The sequence below is a fragment of the Buttiauxella gaviniae genome (genome assembly GCF_040786275.1).
In the GTDB taxonomy this organism is placed as follows: domain Bacteria; phylum Pseudomonadota; class Gammaproteobacteria; order Enterobacterales; family Enterobacteriaceae; genus Buttiauxella; species Buttiauxella gaviniae_A.
This window is the reverse complement of record NZ_JBFMVT010000002.1, coordinates 3,505,359-3,522,898: the sequence shown is the minus strand read 5'-3', so window position 1 is coordinate 3,522,898 and position 17,540 is coordinate 3,505,359. Positions and strand designations below refer to the sequence as shown.

General features: G+C 55.5%; 11 protein-coding genes and 1 pseudogene. 10 read left to right on the top strand and 2 right to left on the bottom strand.

Features of this window, described 5'->3' with window-relative positions:
• The first annotated feature begins 83 nt into the window (after window positions 1-83).
• Complete coding sequence (gene yegD / locus AB1E22_RS16815) at window positions 84-1,442, top strand: molecular chaperone (protein WP_367596370.1); 1,359 nt, start codon at window positions 84-86, stop codon at window positions 1,440-1,442.
• Between the two features lie 29 nt (window positions 1,443-1,471).
• Here the strand turns inward: yegD and AB1E22_RS16810 are convergent, their stop codons facing one another.
• Both AB1E22_RS16810 and AB1E22_RS16805 read right to left on the bottom strand, forming a co-directional pair.
• The gene (locus tag AB1E22_RS16810) at window positions 1,472-1,789 is read right to left on the bottom strand and encodes a helix-turn-helix domain-containing protein (RefSeq protein ID WP_367596369.1); all 318 of its coding nucleotides are present in this window, start codon (window positions 1,787-1,789) and stop codon (window positions 1,472-1,474) included.
• Window position 1,790: 1 nt separating this feature from the next.
• Window positions 1,791-2,129, bottom strand: coding sequence for a type II toxin-antitoxin system RelE/ParE family toxin (locus AB1E22_RS16805; RefSeq protein ID WP_367597392.1), 339 nt, complete (start codon window positions 2,127-2,129; stop codon window positions 1,791-1,793).
• Window positions 2,130-2,367: 238 nt separating this feature from the next.
• On the opposite strand from AB1E22_RS16805, the gene AB1E22_RS16800 reads away from it, so the two are divergent.
• From AB1E22_RS16800 to yegS, 9 genes and pseudogenes are all read left to right on the top strand, one after another.
• A complete protein-coding gene (locus AB1E22_RS16800; RefSeq protein WP_367596368.1) occupies window positions 2,368-3,618 on the top strand; it encodes an MdtA/MuxA family multidrug efflux RND transporter periplasmic adaptor subunit in 1,251 nt (416 codons plus the stop codon).
• A complete protein-coding gene (locus AB1E22_RS16795; protein ID WP_367596367.1) occupies window positions 3,618-6,743 on the top strand; it encodes an MdtB/MuxB family multidrug efflux RND transporter permease subunit in 3,126 nt (1,041 codons plus the stop codon). Before AB1E22_RS16800 ends, AB1E22_RS16795 begins: the two co-directional genes overlap by 1 nt.
• Window positions 6,740-9,823, top strand: a complete 3,084-nt coding sequence (mdtC, locus tag AB1E22_RS16790) for a multidrug efflux RND transporter permease subunit MdtC (protein WP_367596366.1) — start codon at window positions 6,740-6,742, stop codon at window positions 9,821-9,823. Before AB1E22_RS16795 ends, mdtC begins: the two co-directional genes overlap by 4 nt.
• 153 nt (window positions 9,824-9,976) lie before the next feature.
• Window positions 9,977-11,217: pseudogene (locus tag AB1E22_RS16785) on the top strand (IS481 family transposase).
• Window positions 11,218-11,242: 25 nt separating this feature from the next.
• Window positions 11,243-12,658 (top strand): MFS transporter, encoded by a 1,416-nt coding sequence (locus AB1E22_RS16780; protein ID WP_367596365.1) that lies wholly within the window; start codon window positions 11,243-11,245, stop codon window positions 12,656-12,658.
• Window positions 12,655-14,052, top strand: coding sequence for a two-component system sensor histidine kinase BaeS (gene baeS, locus AB1E22_RS16775; RefSeq protein WP_367596364.1), 1,398 nt, complete (start codon window positions 12,655-12,657; stop codon window positions 14,050-14,052). The genes AB1E22_RS16780 and baeS overlap by 4 nt, the downstream gene beginning before the upstream one ends.
• Window positions 14,049-14,771 (top strand): two-component system response regulator BaeR, encoded by a 723-nt coding sequence (gene baeR, locus AB1E22_RS16770; RefSeq protein ID WP_367596363.1) that lies wholly within the window; start codon window positions 14,049-14,051, stop codon window positions 14,769-14,771. Before baeS ends, baeR begins: the two co-directional genes overlap by 4 nt.
• 119 nt (window positions 14,772-14,890) lie before the next feature.
• Entirely contained in the window at window positions 14,891-16,252 is a 1,362-nt protein-coding gene (gene trhP, locus AB1E22_RS16765) for a prephenate-dependent tRNA uridine(34) hydroxylase TrhP (RefSeq protein ID WP_367596362.1), read from the top strand.
• A gap of 384 nt (window positions 16,253-16,636) precedes the next feature.
• On the top strand, window positions 16,637-17,536 hold the full coding sequence (gene yegS / locus AB1E22_RS16760) for a lipid kinase YegS (RefSeq protein ID WP_367596361.1): 900 nt from the start codon (window positions 16,637-16,639) through the stop codon (window positions 17,534-17,536).
• Window positions 17,537-17,540: the final 4 nt, after the last annotated feature.

Here is a 17,540-nt window from a genome sequence, read left to right as displayed (position 1 = left end):
TTAACGAGCTCAAATAATTCGAGTTGCCCGATGCTTAACATTCCGCTAAAGTCGCCCCCCTTCTTCACCGGCATGGGGATATTATGCAATTTATAGGCTTCGATTATGGTACAGCAAACTGCTCGGTAGCAGTGATGCGCGATGGCGTTCCACAGGCGCTGGAGATGGAAAACGGCTCGACATTGCTTCCGTCAATGTTGTGCGCCCCGACGCGTGAATCCGTCAGCGAGTGGCTCTATCGCCACCATGATGTTCCTGCGACCGGGACCGAAACCCAGGCGTTGCTGCGTCGCGCGGTCTCTTTTAATCGCGAAGAAGATATTGATGTCTTGCCGAATAGCGTGCAGTTCGGGCTAAGTTCTCTGCGTCAGTATATGGAAGATCCGGAAGAGGTTTACTTCGTTAAATCGCCAAAATCTTTCCTGGGTGCCAGCGGTTTGAAACCCCAACAGGTCGCACTATTTGAAGATTTAGTCTGCGCCATGATGCTGCATATTCGCAATCAGGCGCAAAGCCAGGTCGCCGAACCGATCACTCAGGCCGTGATTGGCCGCCCGATTAACTTCCAGGGTCTGGGTGGAGATGAAGCCAACCAGCAGGCGCAAGGGATCCTCGATCGCGCAGCGCACCGTGCCGGTTTTAAAGATGTGGTGTTCCAGTTTGAGCCGGTCGCCGCGGGGCTTGATTTCGAAGCCACATTAACGGAGGAGAAGCGCGTCCTGGTTGTCGACATCGGCGGTGGTACGACCGACTGTTCCGTACTGCTGATGGGGCCACAATGGCGCGCCCGTCGTGACCGTGAACAGAGTCTGCTCGGCCACAGTGGTTGCCGCGTGGGCGGTAACGATCTCGATATTATGCTGGCCTTTAAGCAGCTTTCCCCTCTACTGGGTATGGGCGGCCAAACCGAGAAAGGTATCGCTCTGCCGGTGTTGCCATGGTGGAATGCGGTTGCCATTAACGATGTTCCAGCGCAAAACGATTTCTACAGCAGCGCCAATGGCCGCATGCTCAATGAACTGGTGCGCGATTCGCGCGAACCGGAGAAAGTGGCCTTCCTGCAAAAAGTCTGGCGTCAGCGTCTGAGCTATCGCCTGGTGCGCGCGGCTGAAGAGAGTAAAATTGCGCTTTCCGATAGCAAACACGTTGCCACACTGCTGCCGTTTATCAGCAAAGAACTGGGCTGCGAGATTACTCAGCCGGAGCTGGAAAGCGCCATCAGCCAGCCGCTGCAACGCATTCTGGAGCAGGTCACCCTGGCGCTGGAAAACAGCACAGTGAAGCCCGATGTGATTTATCTTACCGGCGGTAGCGCGCGTTCGCCCCTGCTTAAACAGGCGCTGGCTCAGCAACTGCCCGGAATTCCACTTGCAGGAGGCGATGATTTCGGCTCCGTTACCGCAGGCCTTGCCCGTTGGGCAGATGTAGTGTTCCGGGATTAACGACAACGCCGCGGGTAAACCTGCGGCGTTTAAATGTTAAGTTGCTTAACGCCATCCGGAAATTCAATTTGCAGCGATAATTTGCCGCCCAACGCCTCTATGTAGCGCTTTAACGTCCCTAACTTAACTTCATTGCCCCGTTTTTCAATCGCGGTAACCGCAGGCTGGCTGATTCCCATGGCTTCCGCTAACTGCTTTTGCGACCAGCCCATTTGTTCGCGAATCATATGCAAGCAGCTTTCCAGGATGAGTGCCTCGGTAGCTTCAGCGACTCGTTTCTGTCTTTCTGGCGAAAGCGTGGCAATTATTTCTTCAAGTGTTCTATAACCTTTCGTGTCGCTTTTCATGCTATTTCTCCTGTGACTTCAACCAAGCCAAAAACTCTTTGTCAGCAATACTCATCATGGTTTCGTAAAACCGCTTACTCTTCGATTTATCTCCCGCACAAAGCACGATGGCATTTCGGGAAAAATCAAAAGCATAAAATGCACGAATAGGCCTGCCGCAATGTTGAATTCTTAGCTCTTTCATATTGGTGAAGCGAGACCCCTTTAGCGTATCTGCGTAAGGGCGAGACAAGCCTGGCCCCAAAAATTGTAAATTCCCTAACGCATGTAATGTACGATCCTGAAGCTCTTCGCTTTGGCTATCAAACCACTCATCGAAACGTGGTGTTGTGTAAACAATCCATCCCATACCATCACCTTATAAACTATAGTTTATATTTAAAATATAAACCACAGGTTATTGGCAAAAACGTGGTCAGGATACTTTCTCATCAAAATCCTACGAGGCTTCTCGTAAAAAATCGCCTTCCAGGACTAATCCATACAGTACTTCATAATTCCTCCATTTTTCCGCCCTCCTCCCTCACTACACTAGTATCATTAGGCCGAATAGTTTCAGGAAGAGAACAAGTACACATATGAAAGGCACTTTCACCGCACGTTGGTTATGGATTGCTGTAGCCGTTATTGTCGTTATCGCCGCCGTTTTTTACTGGCGCAGCACGATTACCGATAACGATAACGCTCGCTCGCAATCAGCGCAGCAACGCCCTGCTGGTGGTCGACCAGGGATGCGCGGTGGTGCGCTCGCCCCGGTTCAGGCGGCGACAGCAGCCAGTGAATCGGTGCCGCGTTATCTCACCGGGCTCGGGACGATTACCGCCGCGAATACCGTTACCGTGCGTAGCCGTGTAGATGGGCAGCTACAGGCCATTCACTTCCAGGAAGGGCAACAGGTTAAAGCCGGTGATTTACTGGCAGAAATTGACCCAAGCCAATTCAAAATCGCCCTCGCCCAGGCACAAGGCCAGCTCGCCAAAGATCAGGCAACGCTCGCCAACGCCCGTCGCGATCTGGCGCGTTACCAGCAACTGGTAAAAACTAATCTGGTTTCTCGCCAGGAAATGGATGCTCAACAAGCGTTAGTGAATGAGTCCGTCGGCACGATCAAAGCGGATGAAGCCGCCGTTGCCAGCGCACAATTGCAGCTCGACTGGAGCCGCATCACCGCGCCCATTGATGGCCGCGTGGGGCTTAAACAGGTAGATATCGGCAATCAGATTTCCAGCGGCGACACCGCCGGGATCGTGGTTCTGACGCAAACTCACCCTATCGACCTGATCTTTACCCTGCCGGAAGGCGACATCGCCACCGTCGTTAAGGCGCAAAAAGCGGGCGCTACGCTGAGCGTTGAGGCCTGGGATCGCACCAACAAGCAGAAACTCAGCAGCGGTTCATTGTTAAGCCTGGATAACCAGATTGACGCCACCACCGGCACCATCAAACTCAAAGCCCGTTTTAATAACGAAGACGATGCACTTTTCCCGAATCAGTTTGTGAATGCGCACATGCTGGTGGATACCCAGCAAAATGCGGTCGTCATCCCAACTGCCGCCGTGCAAATGGGTAACGAAGGCAACTTCGTCTGGGTGCTTAATAGCGAAGATAAAGTCAGCAAACACCTCGTGACGACAGGCATTCAGGACAGCCAAAAAGTAGTGATTACCGCAGGCCTGTCTGCTGGCGACCGTGTCGTCACCGACGGGATTGACCGCCTGACCGAAGGCGCAAAAGTTGAAGTCGTCGAGGCGCAATCTGCCACGGCAAGCACACCTTCCGTGCCTGCAGAAACGCAGAAAAAGCACAAACGTAACGGAGCGGCTTCCTGATGCAGGTGTTACCCCCGAGCGCCACGGGAGGCCCGTCTCGCCTGTTTATCCTGCGGCCCGTCGCCACCACGCTTTTAATGGTGGCTATTTTGCTTGCCGGGATTATTGGTTATCGCTTCCTGCCGGTTTCGGCACTCCCCGAAGTGGATTACCCGACAATCCAGGTCGTCACCCTTTATCCGGGTGCCAGCCCGGATGTGGTGACATCGGCGATTACCGCGCCGCTTGAGCGCCAGTTTGGGCAGATGTCCGGCCTGAAACAGATGTCCTCGCAGAGTGCAGGCGGTGCCTCGGTCATTACGCTGCAATTCCAGCTTACGCTGCCATTAGATGTTGCCGAGCAGGAAGTTCAAGCCGCGATTAACGCCGCCACCAACCTGCTGCCAAACGATCTGCCTAACCCGCCGGTTTACAGCAAAGTTAACCCCGCCGATCCGCCAATTATGACGCTCGCCGTCACCTCCACCGCCATGCCAATGACGCAAGTTGAAGACATGGTAGAGACGCGTGTCGCGCAAAAAATTTCGCAGGTTTCCGGCGTCGGTCTGGTGACACTTTCCGGCGGCCAGCGCCCTGCTGTGCGCGTGAAACTCAACGCGCCCGCCATTGCCGCCCTCGGATTAACCAGCGAAACGGTGCGCACGGCAATCACCAGCGCCAACGTCAACTCGGCAAAGGGCAGCCTGGATGGCCCGGAACGCGCCGTTACCCTCTCGGCAAACGACCAAATGCAGTCTGCCGATGAATACCGCAACCTGATTATTGCGTATCAGAACGGGGCACCCATTCGTCTTGGGGATGTGGCAACCGTTGAGCAAGGTGCAGAAAATGCCTGGCTCGGTGCCTGGGCGAACAAACAGCCCGCGATTGTGATGAACGTCCAGCGCCAGCCGGGGGCCAACATTATCGATACCGCCGACAGCATTCGTGCGATGTTGCCCGCGTTAACCAAAAGTTTGCCCAAATCGGTCGAGGTCAAATTACTCAGCGACCGCACCACCAATATTCGCGCCTCGGTCACCGATACGCAGCACGAATTAATGCTCGCCATCGCGCTGGTAGTGATGATCATTTATCTGTTCCTGCGCAATGTTCCGGCGACCATTATTCCGGCGGTTGCAGTGCCGCTGTCGTTGATTGGCACCTTTGCCGTGATGGTCTTTTTGGACTTCTCGATAAATAACCTGACGCTCATGGCGCTAACCATCGCCACCGGTTTTGTGGTCGATGACGCCATTGTGGTTATCGAAAACATCTCACGCTATATCGAAAAAGGTGAAAAGCCGCTTGCCGCCTCGCTAAAAGGCGCGGGCGAGATTGGCTTTACCATTATTTCACTGACCTTCTCGCTGATTGCGGTGCTAATCCCGCTGCTGTTTATGGGCGATATCGTGGGACGCTTGTTCCGCGAGTTTGCCGTCACGCTGGCGATTGCCATTTTGATTTCTGCGGTGGTGTCGCTGACGCTGACGCCAATGATGTGCGCCCGCATGTTAAGCCACGAATCGCTGCGTAAACAGAACCGTTTTTCCCGCGCCAGCGAGCGCTTTTTCGACCGTGTGATTGCCGGTTATGGGCGAATGCTAACGCGCGTGTTAAATCACCCGTGGCTGACGCTGGGCGTCGCTTTCGGTACCCTGGCGCTCACCGTTTTGCTGTGGATTTTCATCCCGAAAGGCTTCTTCCCGATTCAGGATAACGGCATTATTCAGGGCACGCTACAAGCCCCGCAGTCCGTCTCATTTGCCAACATGGCTCAGCGCCAGCAGCAGGTTGCAGACGTGATAATGAAAGATCCGGCGGTGGAAAGCCTGACGTCATTTATTGGCGTGGACGGCACTAACCCGTCGCTGAACAGCGCGCGTTTGCAAATCAACCTTAAACCGTTGAGCGACCGTGACGACCGCATTCCTGTGGTGATTGAACGTCTGCAGAGTGATGTCGCGAAAGTCCCTGGCGTGGCGCTTTACCTGCAGCCGGTGCAAGATCTGACTATCGATACCACCGTGAGCCGCACGCAATATCAGTTCAGCCTGCAGGCCACATCACTCGACGAGCTCAGCACCTGGGTTCCGCAATTGACAGAAAAATTGCGCACCTTGCCGCAACTGGCGGATGTCAGCAGCGACTGGCAGGATCAGGGGCTGGTGGCTTACGTCAACGTTGACCGGGCCAGCGCCAGCCGCCTGGGGATCTCGATGTCAGATGTGGATAACGCGCTGTACAACGCGTTTGGTCAGCGCCTGATTTCTACCATTTACACGCAGGCGAACCAGTATCGCGTGGTGCTTGAGCACGACACCAGCGCCACGCCAGGCCTGAGCGCGCTGGATAATATCCGTCTTGCCAGCACCGAGGGTGGCAGCGTGCCGCTAAGCGCCATTGCAAAAATCGAGCAGCGCTTAGCCCCGCTGACGGTAAACCATCTCGACCAGTTCCCGTCGAGCACCTTCTCATTTAACGTCACCAGTAACTATTCGCTGGAAGAGGCGGTCAACGCGATAACGGCGGCAGAAAAAGATCTCGCTATGCCGGCGGATATCACCACCCAATTCCAGGGCAGCACCCTGGCCTTCCAGGCCGCGTTAGGGAGCACCATCTGGTTGATCGTAGCCTCCGTAGTGGCGATGTATATTGTGCTCGGCGTGCTGTATGAGAGTTTCATTCATCCGATAACCATTCTTTCTACGCTGCCCACCGCAGGCGTGGGCGCGCTGCTGGCGCTGATGTTGGCGGGCGCTGAACTGGATGTGATTGCGATAATCGGCATCATCCTGCTAATCGGTATCGTGAAGAAAAATGCCATCATGATGATCGACTTCGCGCTGGCGGCTGAACGTGAGCAGGGGATGAAACCCTACGACGCGATTTATCAGGCCTGCCTTTTGCGTTTCCGCCCAATTCTGATGACAACCCTTGCCGCCCTGCTTGGGGCGCTGCCGCTGATGCTCTCGACGGGCGTTGGGGCAGAGCTGCGCCGCCCATTGGGGATCGGGATGGTGGGCGGATTGTTGGTCAGCCAGGTGTTAACGCTGTTCACCACGCCGGTTATTTACCTGTTGTTTGATAACCTGTCGCACGCGGTGCGTCGTCGCTTCGCTCGTGGTGATGAGGACGTGCTGTGAAATTCTTTGCACTGTTCATCTATCGGCCCGTCGCCACCATTCTCCTGACGGTGGCCCTCACGCTGTGTGGCGTGCTGGGCTTCCGTTTGCTGCCGGTCGCCCCGCTGCCGCAGGTGGATTTCCCGGTGATTATGGTCAGCGCCTCTCTGCCCGGCGCGTCACCTGAAACCATGGCGTCGTCGGTGGCAACGCCGCTTGAACGCGCGCTTGGGCGTATCGCGGGCGTCAGTGAAATGACCTCATCCAGTTCACTCGGCAGCACGCGCATCATTCTGGAATTCAACTTTGACCGGGACATCAACGGTGCCGCGCGTGACGTGCAGGCCGCGATTAACGCCGCTCAAAGCCTGTTGCCAAGCGGAATGCCCAGCCGCCCGACCTACCGTAAAGCCAACCCATCAGATGCCCCGATCATTATTCTGACGCTGACCTCCGACACCCTCTCGCAAGGCCAACTGTATGACTTCGCCTCCACGCAACTGGCGCAGACCGTCGCGCAAATTGACGGCGTGGGGGATGTGGATGTCGGCGGAAGTTCGCTCCCGGCGGTGCGCGTCGATCTCAACCCGCAGGCGCTGTTTAACCAGGGCGTTTCCCTGGATGCGGTGCGCACGGCTATCGACAACGCTAACGTACGACGCCCGCAAGGTGCCGTCGAAGACCACTCTAAGCGCTGGCAGTTGCAAACCAACGACGAGCTGAAAACCGCGGCGGAATATCAGCCGCTGATTATTCATTACAATAGCGGGGGCGCAGTGCATCTGCGTGATGTGGCTAACGTCACCGACTCCGTGCAGGACGTACGCAACGCCGGGATGACCAACGCGAAACCGGCCATTTTGCTGATGATTCGCAAATCCCAGGAAGCGAACATCATCGAGACGGTTGACCGTATTCGGGCGAAAATCCCCGAGCTGCGCGAAACCATTCCCGCGTCGATTGATTTGCAAATTGCGCAGGATCGCTCGCCAACCATTCGCGCCTCGCTTGCGGAAGTCGAACAGTCGCTGATTATCTCCATCGCGCTGGTGATCCTGGTGGTATTCGTGTTCCTGCGATCCGGGCGTGCAACGTTGATTCCTGCCGTTGCGGTGCCAGTTTCGCTGATTGGCACTTTCATCGCCATGTATTTGTGCGGCTTCAGCCTGAATAATCTGTCGTTAATGGCGCTGACTATCGCCACCGGCTTTGTGGTGGATGATGCGATTGTGGTGCTGGAGAATATTTCTCGCCATCTGGAAGCGGGCGTTAAACCGTTGCAGGCGGCGCTTCAGGGCGTGCGCGAAGTGGGTTTTACGGTGCTGTCGATGAGCTTATCGCTGGTCGCCGTTTTCCTGCCGCTGCTGTTAATGGGCGGTTTACCGGGAAGACTATTTAAAGAGTTTGCCGTCACGCTGTCGGTCGCCATCGGCATTTCGCTATTGGTGTCGATTACGCTCACGCCGATGATGTGCGGCTGGCTATTGAAGAATAAACCGCAGCACGCGCCGACCCGCAATCGCGGATTTGGCCGCCTTTTAGTGGCGATGCAGCAAGGCTACGGGCGCTCGCTGAAATGGGTGCTCAACCATACCCGACTGGTGGGCGTGGTGCTGTTAGCGACCATTGCACTCAACATCTGGCTGTATATCGCCATCCCGAAAACCTTCTTCCCGGAGCAAGACACCGGGCGTTTGATGGGCAATATTCAGGCCGACCAGAGCATTTCATTCCAGGCGATGCGCGGCAAATTGCAGGACTTTATGAAAATCATTCGTGAAGATCCGGCAGTGGAAAACGTGACAGGGTTTACCGGCGGTTCGCGGGTCAACAGCGGCATGATGTTCATCTCGTTAAAGCCGCTCTCCGAGCGCAAAGAGTCCGCGCAACAGGTTATTGACCGCCTGCGTAAAGCGCTGGCAAAAGAGCCCGGAGCCAGCCTGTTCCTGATGGCGGTTCAGGATATTCGCGTCGGCGGACGCCAGGCTAACGCCAGCTATCAGTACACGTTGCTGTCAGATAATCTGGCCGATTTGCGCACCTGGGAGCCGAAGATCCGCCAGGCGCTTGCTAAGCTGCCGCAGCTTGCCGATGTGAACTCCGACAGCCAGAACAACGGCGCGGAGATGGATCTGGTGTATGACCGTGAAACCATGGCGCGGCTTGGGATTAGCGTCAGCGATGCCAACAATCTGCTAAATAACGCGTTTGGACAACGACAAATCTCGACTATCTATCAGCCGCTTAACCAGTACAAAGTGGTCATGCAGGTCGATCCGCGCTACACACAGGACATCAGCGCCCTGGATCAGATGTTCGTTATCAATAAAGAAGGCAAAGCGATTCCGCTTTCATATTTTGCCAAATGGCAACCGGCGAACGCGCCGCTTTCGGTCAATCATCAGGGGCTGTCGGCAGCCTCCACCGTTTCCTTTAACCTGCCAACCGGGGTGTCGTTATCGGAAGCGAGCGAGGCTATCGACCGCACCATGACCGCGCTCGGCGTGCCGTCAACGGTGCGCGGCATGTACGCCGGAACCGCGCAGGTGTTCCAGGACACGATGAAATCCCAGGTGCTACTAATCATCGCCGCCATTGCTACCGTCTACATCGTGCTGGGGATTTTGTACGAGAGCTACGTTCACCCGCTGACGATCCTCTCAACCCTACCCTCTGCGGGCGTCGGCGCGTTACTGGCGCTGGAATTATTTGGCGCACCGTTTAGCCTGATTGCGCTTATCGGGATCATGCTGTTAATTGGCATTGTGAAGAAAAACGCCATCATGATGGTGGACTTTGCCATCGACGCGCAGCGTAACGGGAACCTGCAGCCTGAAGAGGCGATTTTCCAGGCCTGTCTGCTGCGCTTTCGCCCGATTATGATGACCACGCTGGCGGCGCTGTTTGGGGCATTGCCGCTGGTGCTCACCAGCGGTGACGGTGCGGAACTGCGCCAGCCGCTCGGGATAACTATTGTAGGCGGTTTGGTGGTCAGCCAACTGCTGACGCTGTACACCACGCCGGTGGTTTATCTGTTCTTTGACCGTTTGCGCCTGCGGTTCAGGCGTCCCGTCGTTTCTTCGGAAAGAGAGTTAGGGTGATAGACCCCCTCCCAGCCTCCCCCTTGCCAGGGGGAGGAGTTAACGGCTCCCTCCCCTGGAAAGGTGTACAGTCCGGGGACATCGTGAACACTTGTTCGGGGACATGGTAGACACTTACAACTAAGGCATGAGTACTTCTTTCAGGAGCCGCTTATGCCGTGGGATGCGAGAGATACCATGTCATTACGTACCGAGTTCGTTCACTTTGCCTCGCAGGACGGGGCCAACATCCGGGCGCTCTGTCGTCGCTTTAACATTGCGCCTGCCACAGGTTACAAGTGGCTGCGCCGCTGGCTGGCTGAAGGCCACGCGGGCCTCACTGAGCGCCCGCGAACACCCCGTCATTCTCCCCACTGCACGCCTGAGGCTGTTGTCGACCTGTTACGCCAGGCTCACGCACGCTATCCGGCATGGGGCGCCCGCAAGATAAAGGTCGCACTCGAGCGCCAGGGCCACACCCTGCCTGCCTTCAGCACCGTCCATAACCTGATGGCACGCCATGGGCTGTTGCCCGGCCTCCCGTCCGGCATTCCTGCCACCGGGCGTTTCGAACATGCTGCCCCTAACCAGCTCTGGCAGATGGATTTTAAAGGGCATTTTCCGTTTGCCGCCGGTCGCTGCCATCCACTCACCCTGCTCGATGACCACTCCCGTTTCTCCCTGTGCCTGGCCCATTGTGCCGACGAGCGCCGCGGGACCGTACAGGCTCAGTTGCGGCAGGTCTTCGAACGCTACGGTTTGCCGGAGCGGATGACCATGGACAACGGCGCGCCCTGGGGAGATACCACCGGAACGTGGACAGCGCTGGAGCTGTGGCTGATGCGCCAGGGTATCTGCGTCGGGCACTCACGGCCTTATCACCCGCAGACCCAGGGCAAGCTGGAGCGGTTTCACCGCAGCCTGAAGGCTGAACTGCTGCAGGGGCGCTGGTTCCTCAGCAGTGAGCAGCTGCAGCAGACGTTCGACAGCTGGCGGGACAGATACAACCTGGAACGGCCTCATGAGGCCCTGGGAATGCAGGTGCCGGCATCACGCTACCAGCCCTCATCGCGGCAGTATCAGGCCCGTCCGGCGGCGGCAGAGTATGATGCCGGGATGATGGTCAGGAAGGTGGATATAAGCGGAAAACTCAGTATTAAGGGGATGCAACTGAAGGCGGGCAAGGCGTTTATCGGCGAGCATGTCGGGTTGAAGGAGACAGGAGAGGGACAATATGAAGTGTGGTGGTACAGCACAAGAGTGGGCGTGATCGACCTGAAAAACAGGTCGATCACGATGGGTAAAGGATGTTAAAAAGTGTTCACCATGTGTCCGAACACCTGTCTACCATGTCCCCGGACTGTACAAAAGGGGAGGGGTGGGGTGGGGTCAAAAGCCGCAAAGAATTAAGATGAGGGGAAAATGTATGAAGGATATTAAATGACCGAACTGCCCGCAGCCGTCCGCTGGCAACTCTGGATAGTCGCCTTCGGCTTCTTTATGCAGTCGCTGGATACGACTATCGTCAACACCGCCCTGCCCTCAATGGCGACAAGCCTTGGGGAAAGCCCGCTGCACATGCACTCGGTGATCGTGTCGTATGTCCTGACGGTGGCGGTAATGCTGCCCGCAAGCGGCTGGCTGGCGGACCGGGTTGGTGTACGAAATATCTTTTTCACCGCCATCGTATTATTCACTATCGGTTCACTGTTATGCGCTCGCGCTTCAACGCTCGACGAACTGGTGATGGCGCGAGTGGTACAAGGGATTGGCGGCGCGATGATGGTGCCCGTCGGGCGTTTAACGGTGATGAAAATCGTGCCGCGCGAACAATATATGGCGGCGATGACCTTCGTCACCTTGCCCGGCCAAATCGGCCCGTTACTCGGCCCGGCGCTGGGCGGTGTACTGGTGGAATATGCCTCCTGGCACTGGATCTTCCTGATTAACCTGCCGGTGGGCATTGTCGGCGCGATTGCCACGCTGTGGCTGATGCCGAATTACACCATGCAAACGCGCAAATTCGACATAATGGGTTTTGTGCTGCTGGCGTTTGGCATGGCGGCGCTGACGATTGCGCTGGATGGCGCAAAAGGGTTGGGTATTACCCCGTCAACGCTTTGGCTGCTGGTCGGCGGCGGTGGCGCGGCCCTGGCGCTCTATTTATGGCACGCTAAAGCCAATGACAACGCCCTGTTCAACCTCAATTTATTTAAGACGCAGACCTTTTCCCTCGGGCTATTAGGCAGTTTTTGCGGCCGTATCGGGAGCGGCATGATCCCGTTTATGACGCCGGTATTTCTGCAAATCGGTCTTGGTTTTTCCCCCTTCCATGCAGGCTTAATGATGGTTCCCATGGTATTGGGCAGCATGGGGATGAAACGTATTGTGGTGCAGGTGGTAAACCGCTTTGGCTACCGCAACGTGCTGGTCGCCACCACGCTGGGTTTAGCCCTGGTGATTCTGCTCTTTATGGGGACGGCGTTAATGGGCTGGTACTATTTGCTGCCCGTGGTGCTGTTCTTACTCGGCATGGTGAACTCCACCCGTTTCTCTTCTATGAACACGCTGACGCTGAAAGATTTACCCGATGATCTCGCAAGCTCCGGCAACAGTATGCTGTCGATGGTGATGCAGCTATCCATGAGTATCGGCGTCACTATCGCCGGGTTATTCCTCGGCATGTATGGGCATCATCAACTGACGGCTGACAGCGCCGTCGTCCATAGCGTCTTTATGTACACCTGGTTAAGCATGGCGGTGGTAATCGCCCTGCCCGCGCTGATTTTCGCTCGCGTTCCAAAAGACACCACCAAAAATGTCGTCATTGCACGACGCAAAAGGAGGAGCTCATGAAGCTCTGGCGGCCTGGCATTACCGGCAAACTGTTCCTCGCCATTTTCTCCACCTGCTTGCTGGTGTTAGCCATCATGCATTGGGGTGTACGGCTCAGTTTCGAGCACGGTTTTATCGACTACATTAAACGCGGTAATGAACAGCGCCTGGAAATGCTTGGCGATGCGCTTGGCGAGCAGTACGCCCTGCACGGCAACTGGCAGTTTTTACGCAATAACGACCGCTTTGTTTTTCAGATCCTGAAATCCCTGGAACACGACGACGAGGGTCGTAATCGGGATATGCCGCCGCACGGCTGGCGCACGCAGTTCTGGGTGGTCGATCAGGATTATAAAGTGCTGGTTGGCCCACGCGGCCCGGTTCCCGCTGACGGCACCCGCCGCGCCATTAAGGTGAATGGCCGTGATGCCGGTTGGGTTATCGCCTCGCCCGTTGAACGCTTGACACGCAATACCGATATTAACTTTGACCGCCAGCAACGCCGCACCAGTTGGATTATCGTCGCCCTTTCCACGCTGCTCGCCGCTGCCGCCACCTTCTTGCTGGCGCGGGGCTTGCTTGCTCCAGTAAAACGCCTGGTAGAAGGCACACATCAGCTCGCCGCCGGGGATTTCACTACCCGTGTGGCTTCCACCAGCCAGGATGAGCTAGGCAAACTGGCGCAAGACTTTAACCAGCTCGCCAGTACGCTTGAGAAAAACCACAATATGCGCCGCGCTTATATGGCGGATATTTCCCATGAATTGCGCACCCCGCTGGCGATTTTACGCGGCGAGCTGGAAGCGATTCAGGATGGCGTGCGCAAATTCACCCCGGAATCCGTGGCCTCATTGCAAATGGAAGTGGCGACGCTGACCAAACTGGTGGATGACCTGCATCAGTTGTCGATGTCCGACGAAGGCGCGTTGGCCTATCAGAAACAATCTCTTGATATCATAAACTTGCTGGAGATCGCGGCGGGCGCATTCCGCGAGCGTTTCAATTCACGCGGCTTAACCATTAGCCTCGCCCTGCCGGACAGCGTGACCATTTTTGGTGATAGCGACCGGCTAATGCAGTTATTCAATAACCTGCTGGAAAATAGCCTGCGTTACACCGATGCGGGCGGCCAGTTAGTGATTTCCGGCGAAGTCGTGAATCAGCGTTTCATCATGCATTTTGCCGATAGCGCACCTGGCGTGAGCGACGAGCAGTTAACTATGCTGTTTGAGCGATTTTACCGTACCGAAGGGTCACGCAACCGCTCAAGCGGCGGTTCGGGCCTTGGCCTGTCTATCTGCCAGAACATTGTTGCCGCCCACAACGGCAAGCTCTCGGCCTCGCATTCGCCTTTCGGCGGGGTTAGCATTACAGTAGAGTTAAAGATTGAACCGGAATCATTGAGAGCCGTATGACCGAGTTACCGATTGACGAAAACACACCGCGTATCTTAATTGTTGAGGACGAGCCCAAGCTCGGACAGCTATTAATTGATTACCTGCGCGCTGCGGGTTATGCGCCAGAATTGATTACCCACGGCGATAAAGTGCTGCCTTTCGTGCGTCAGACGCCGCCGGATTTAATTCTGCTCGATTTAATGCTGCCAGGCACCGACGGGCTAACGCTGTGCCGTGAAATCCGTCGTTTCTCAGAAATTCCCATTGTGATGGTGACCGCCAAAATCGAAGAGATCGACCGCCTGCTGGGGCTGGAGATCGGGGCCGATGATTACATCTGCAAGCCCTACAGCCCACGGGAAGTGGTGGCGCGCGTCAAAACCATTTTGCGTCGCTGCAAACGCCAGCGCGATCCGGTTCCTGCTGATGAAATTAGCCCGCTGATTATCGACGAAGGTCGTTTTCAAGCAAGCTGGCGTGACAAACTGCTGGATTTAACCCCGGCTGAATTTCGTTTGCTAAAAACCCTTTCCCACGAACCGGGCAAAGTGTTCTCTCGGGAGCAACTGCTGAACCATCTCTACGATGACTATCGCGTGGTCACTGACCGGACGATTGATAGCCACATTAAAAACCTGCGCCGCAAACTGGAATCGCTGGACGAAGAACAATCGTTTATTCGTGCGGTGTACGGTGTGGGTTATCGCTGGGAAGCGGACGCCTGCCGTATTGCGTGAGGGTAGTTTCTGGCATCAATAAGCGCTACAATCCCCGCCCTTAAATTGTGGGTTAACCGCACGCCATAAACCATTGCACAAATGCAGTGGTTCTGACCTGAAATCAGACCGAGAAAATCATGTTTAAACCAGAACTCCTGTCGCCTGCCGGAACGCTGAAAAATATGCGTTACGCTTTCGCCTACGGCGCCGATGCCGTCTACGCAGGCCAACCGCGTTACAGCCTGCGCGTGCGCAATAACGAATTCAATCACGAAAACTTACAGCTCGGCATCAACGAAGCCCATGAGCTGGGTAAAAAATTCTATGTGGTTGTTAACATTGCCCCGCACAACGCGAAGCTGAAAACCTTTATCCGTGACCTGAAACCGGTAATTGATATGGGCCCGGACGCGCTGATTATGTCCGACCCTGGTTTAATCATGATGGTTCGTGAAGCCTTCCCGGAAATGGACATTCACCTGTCCGTACAGGCGAACGCCGTAAACTGGGCGACCGTGAAATTCTGGAAACAAATGGGCCTGACTCGCGTGATTCTTTCCCGCGAACTCTCCCTTGAAGAGATCGCTGAAGTGCGCGAACAAGTGCCAGAGATGGAACTGGAAATCTTCGTTCACGGCGCGCTGTGCATGGCCTACTCTGGCCGCTGCCTGCTTTCTGGCTACATCAACAAGCGCGACCCAAACCAGGGCACCTGCACTAACGCCTGCCGCTGGGAATATAAAGTTGAAGAAGGCAAAGAAGATGATGTCGGTAATATCGTCCATCTTCACGAGCCAATTCCGGTGAAAAACATTGAGCCAACCCTGGGTGCGGGCGCACCGACCGACCAGGTCTTTATGCTCGAAGAAGCCAAACGTCCTGGCGAATACATGACGGCGTTTGAAGACGAGCACGGCACGTACATCATGAACTCCAAAGACCTGCGTGCCATTGAACACGTAGAACGTCTGACCAAAATGGGCGTGCACTCGCTGAAAATCGAAGGCCGTACCAAGTCCTATTATTACTGCGCACGTACCGCTCAGGTTTATCGCCGTGCGATTGAAGATGCCGCAGCAGGCAAGCCATTCGACCCTACTCTGCTGACCACGCTGGAAGGCCTGGCGCACCGCGGCTACACCGAAGGTTTTCTGCGTCGCCATAACCACGATTCTTATCAGAATTACGATTACGGTCATTCTGTCTCAGAAACTCAGCAGTTTGTCGGGGAATTTACCGGCGAGCGTCGCGGCGATTTAGCCGCAGTGAAAGTAAAAAATAAATTCTTGCTGGGTGACAGCCTGGAATTAATGACTCCGCAAGGTAACGTCACTTTCACGCTTGAAGTGCTGGAAAACGGTAAAGCGCAGCCGATTGATGTAGCGCCGGGCGATGGGCACACCGTATGGATGCCTGTGCCGCAAGATGTGTCCCTGGATTATGCGCTGCTGATGCGCAATTTATCCGGTCAGACCTCTCGCGATCCGCACGCTAACTAGTTCATTTAGGTTATTTTTTCACGGTAAGAGATTTCTTAGAAATCGATCACATACCGCTTCGCTGGATGCGGTTATTATCGCCGGGCTGAAAAACATAACCCATAAATGCTAGCTGTATCCGAATAATTCGCATTGTAGAAAAGCGGCGACGCAGTGAATCCCCGGGAGCTTACTCAAGTAAGTGACGGGGGTGAACGAGGAAAGCCAACACATCTGCAATTTGAAGTATGACGGATATGTACCAGGAACCACCTCATTGGCCTGTGAAATCTCCCTTTCACAGGCCTTCTTTTTTGCTACACCCCGCAGACTCAGCCTGTTCTTACCCGCAAATCCCGCACATACGGTACACTCAGAATTCAACTATTTTTCCAGAGGTGTGCCATGGAGCAGTTTCCGGTAACGTTCGTCATCCTAAACGGCAAAGGTGCCGAAAATGAAACCTTACGCAGCGCAGTTAACGTCATGCGTGATGAGGGATACACGTTACATATTCGTGTCACCTGGGAAAAAGGTGATGCGATTCGTTATGTCGAAGAAGCCTCCCGGATGGGCGCTGCAACCGTGGTGGCAGGCGGCGGAGATGGCACGATAAACGAAGTGGCAACCGCGCTGGCGCAACTTGCTCCTGAACATCGCCCGGTATTGGGGATTCTGCCATTAGGCACCGCCAACGATTTTGCCACCAGCGTCGGTATTCCGCAGGAGTTGGACAAAGCGTTGCAGCTCGCGATTGTCGGGAAAGGGACGGCTATCGATCTTGTGCAGGTGAACGAATCCGCCTTCTTTATCAATATGGCGACCGGCGGTTTTGGAACGCGTATTACCACCGAAACACCGGAAAAACTGAAAGCCGCGCTGGGCGGGATCGCCTATTTCGTTCACGGCCTGATTCGCATGGATACCCTTAAACCCGATCGCTGTGAAATTCGCGGCGAGGGTTTCGAATGGCAAGGTGATGCGCTGGTGATTGGCATCGGTAATGGCCGTCAGGCTGGCGGTGGGCAAGAACTTTGCCCCCAGGCGCTGATTAACGACGGGCTGCTGGAGCTGCGAATTTTTACCGGCGAAGAGCTGCTGCCCGCCATCTTTAACACCCTCACGCGCCCGGACGACAGCCCAAATATTATTGATGGACGTTCATCATGGTTTGAGATAACCGCCCCGCACGACATCACCTTCAACCTGGATGGCGAACCGTTGACCGGCCAGAAATTCCGCATTGATGTCCATCCCAGTGCGCTGAACTGCCGCCTGCCGCCAAATTGCCCGCTGCTCGGTTAAGCGC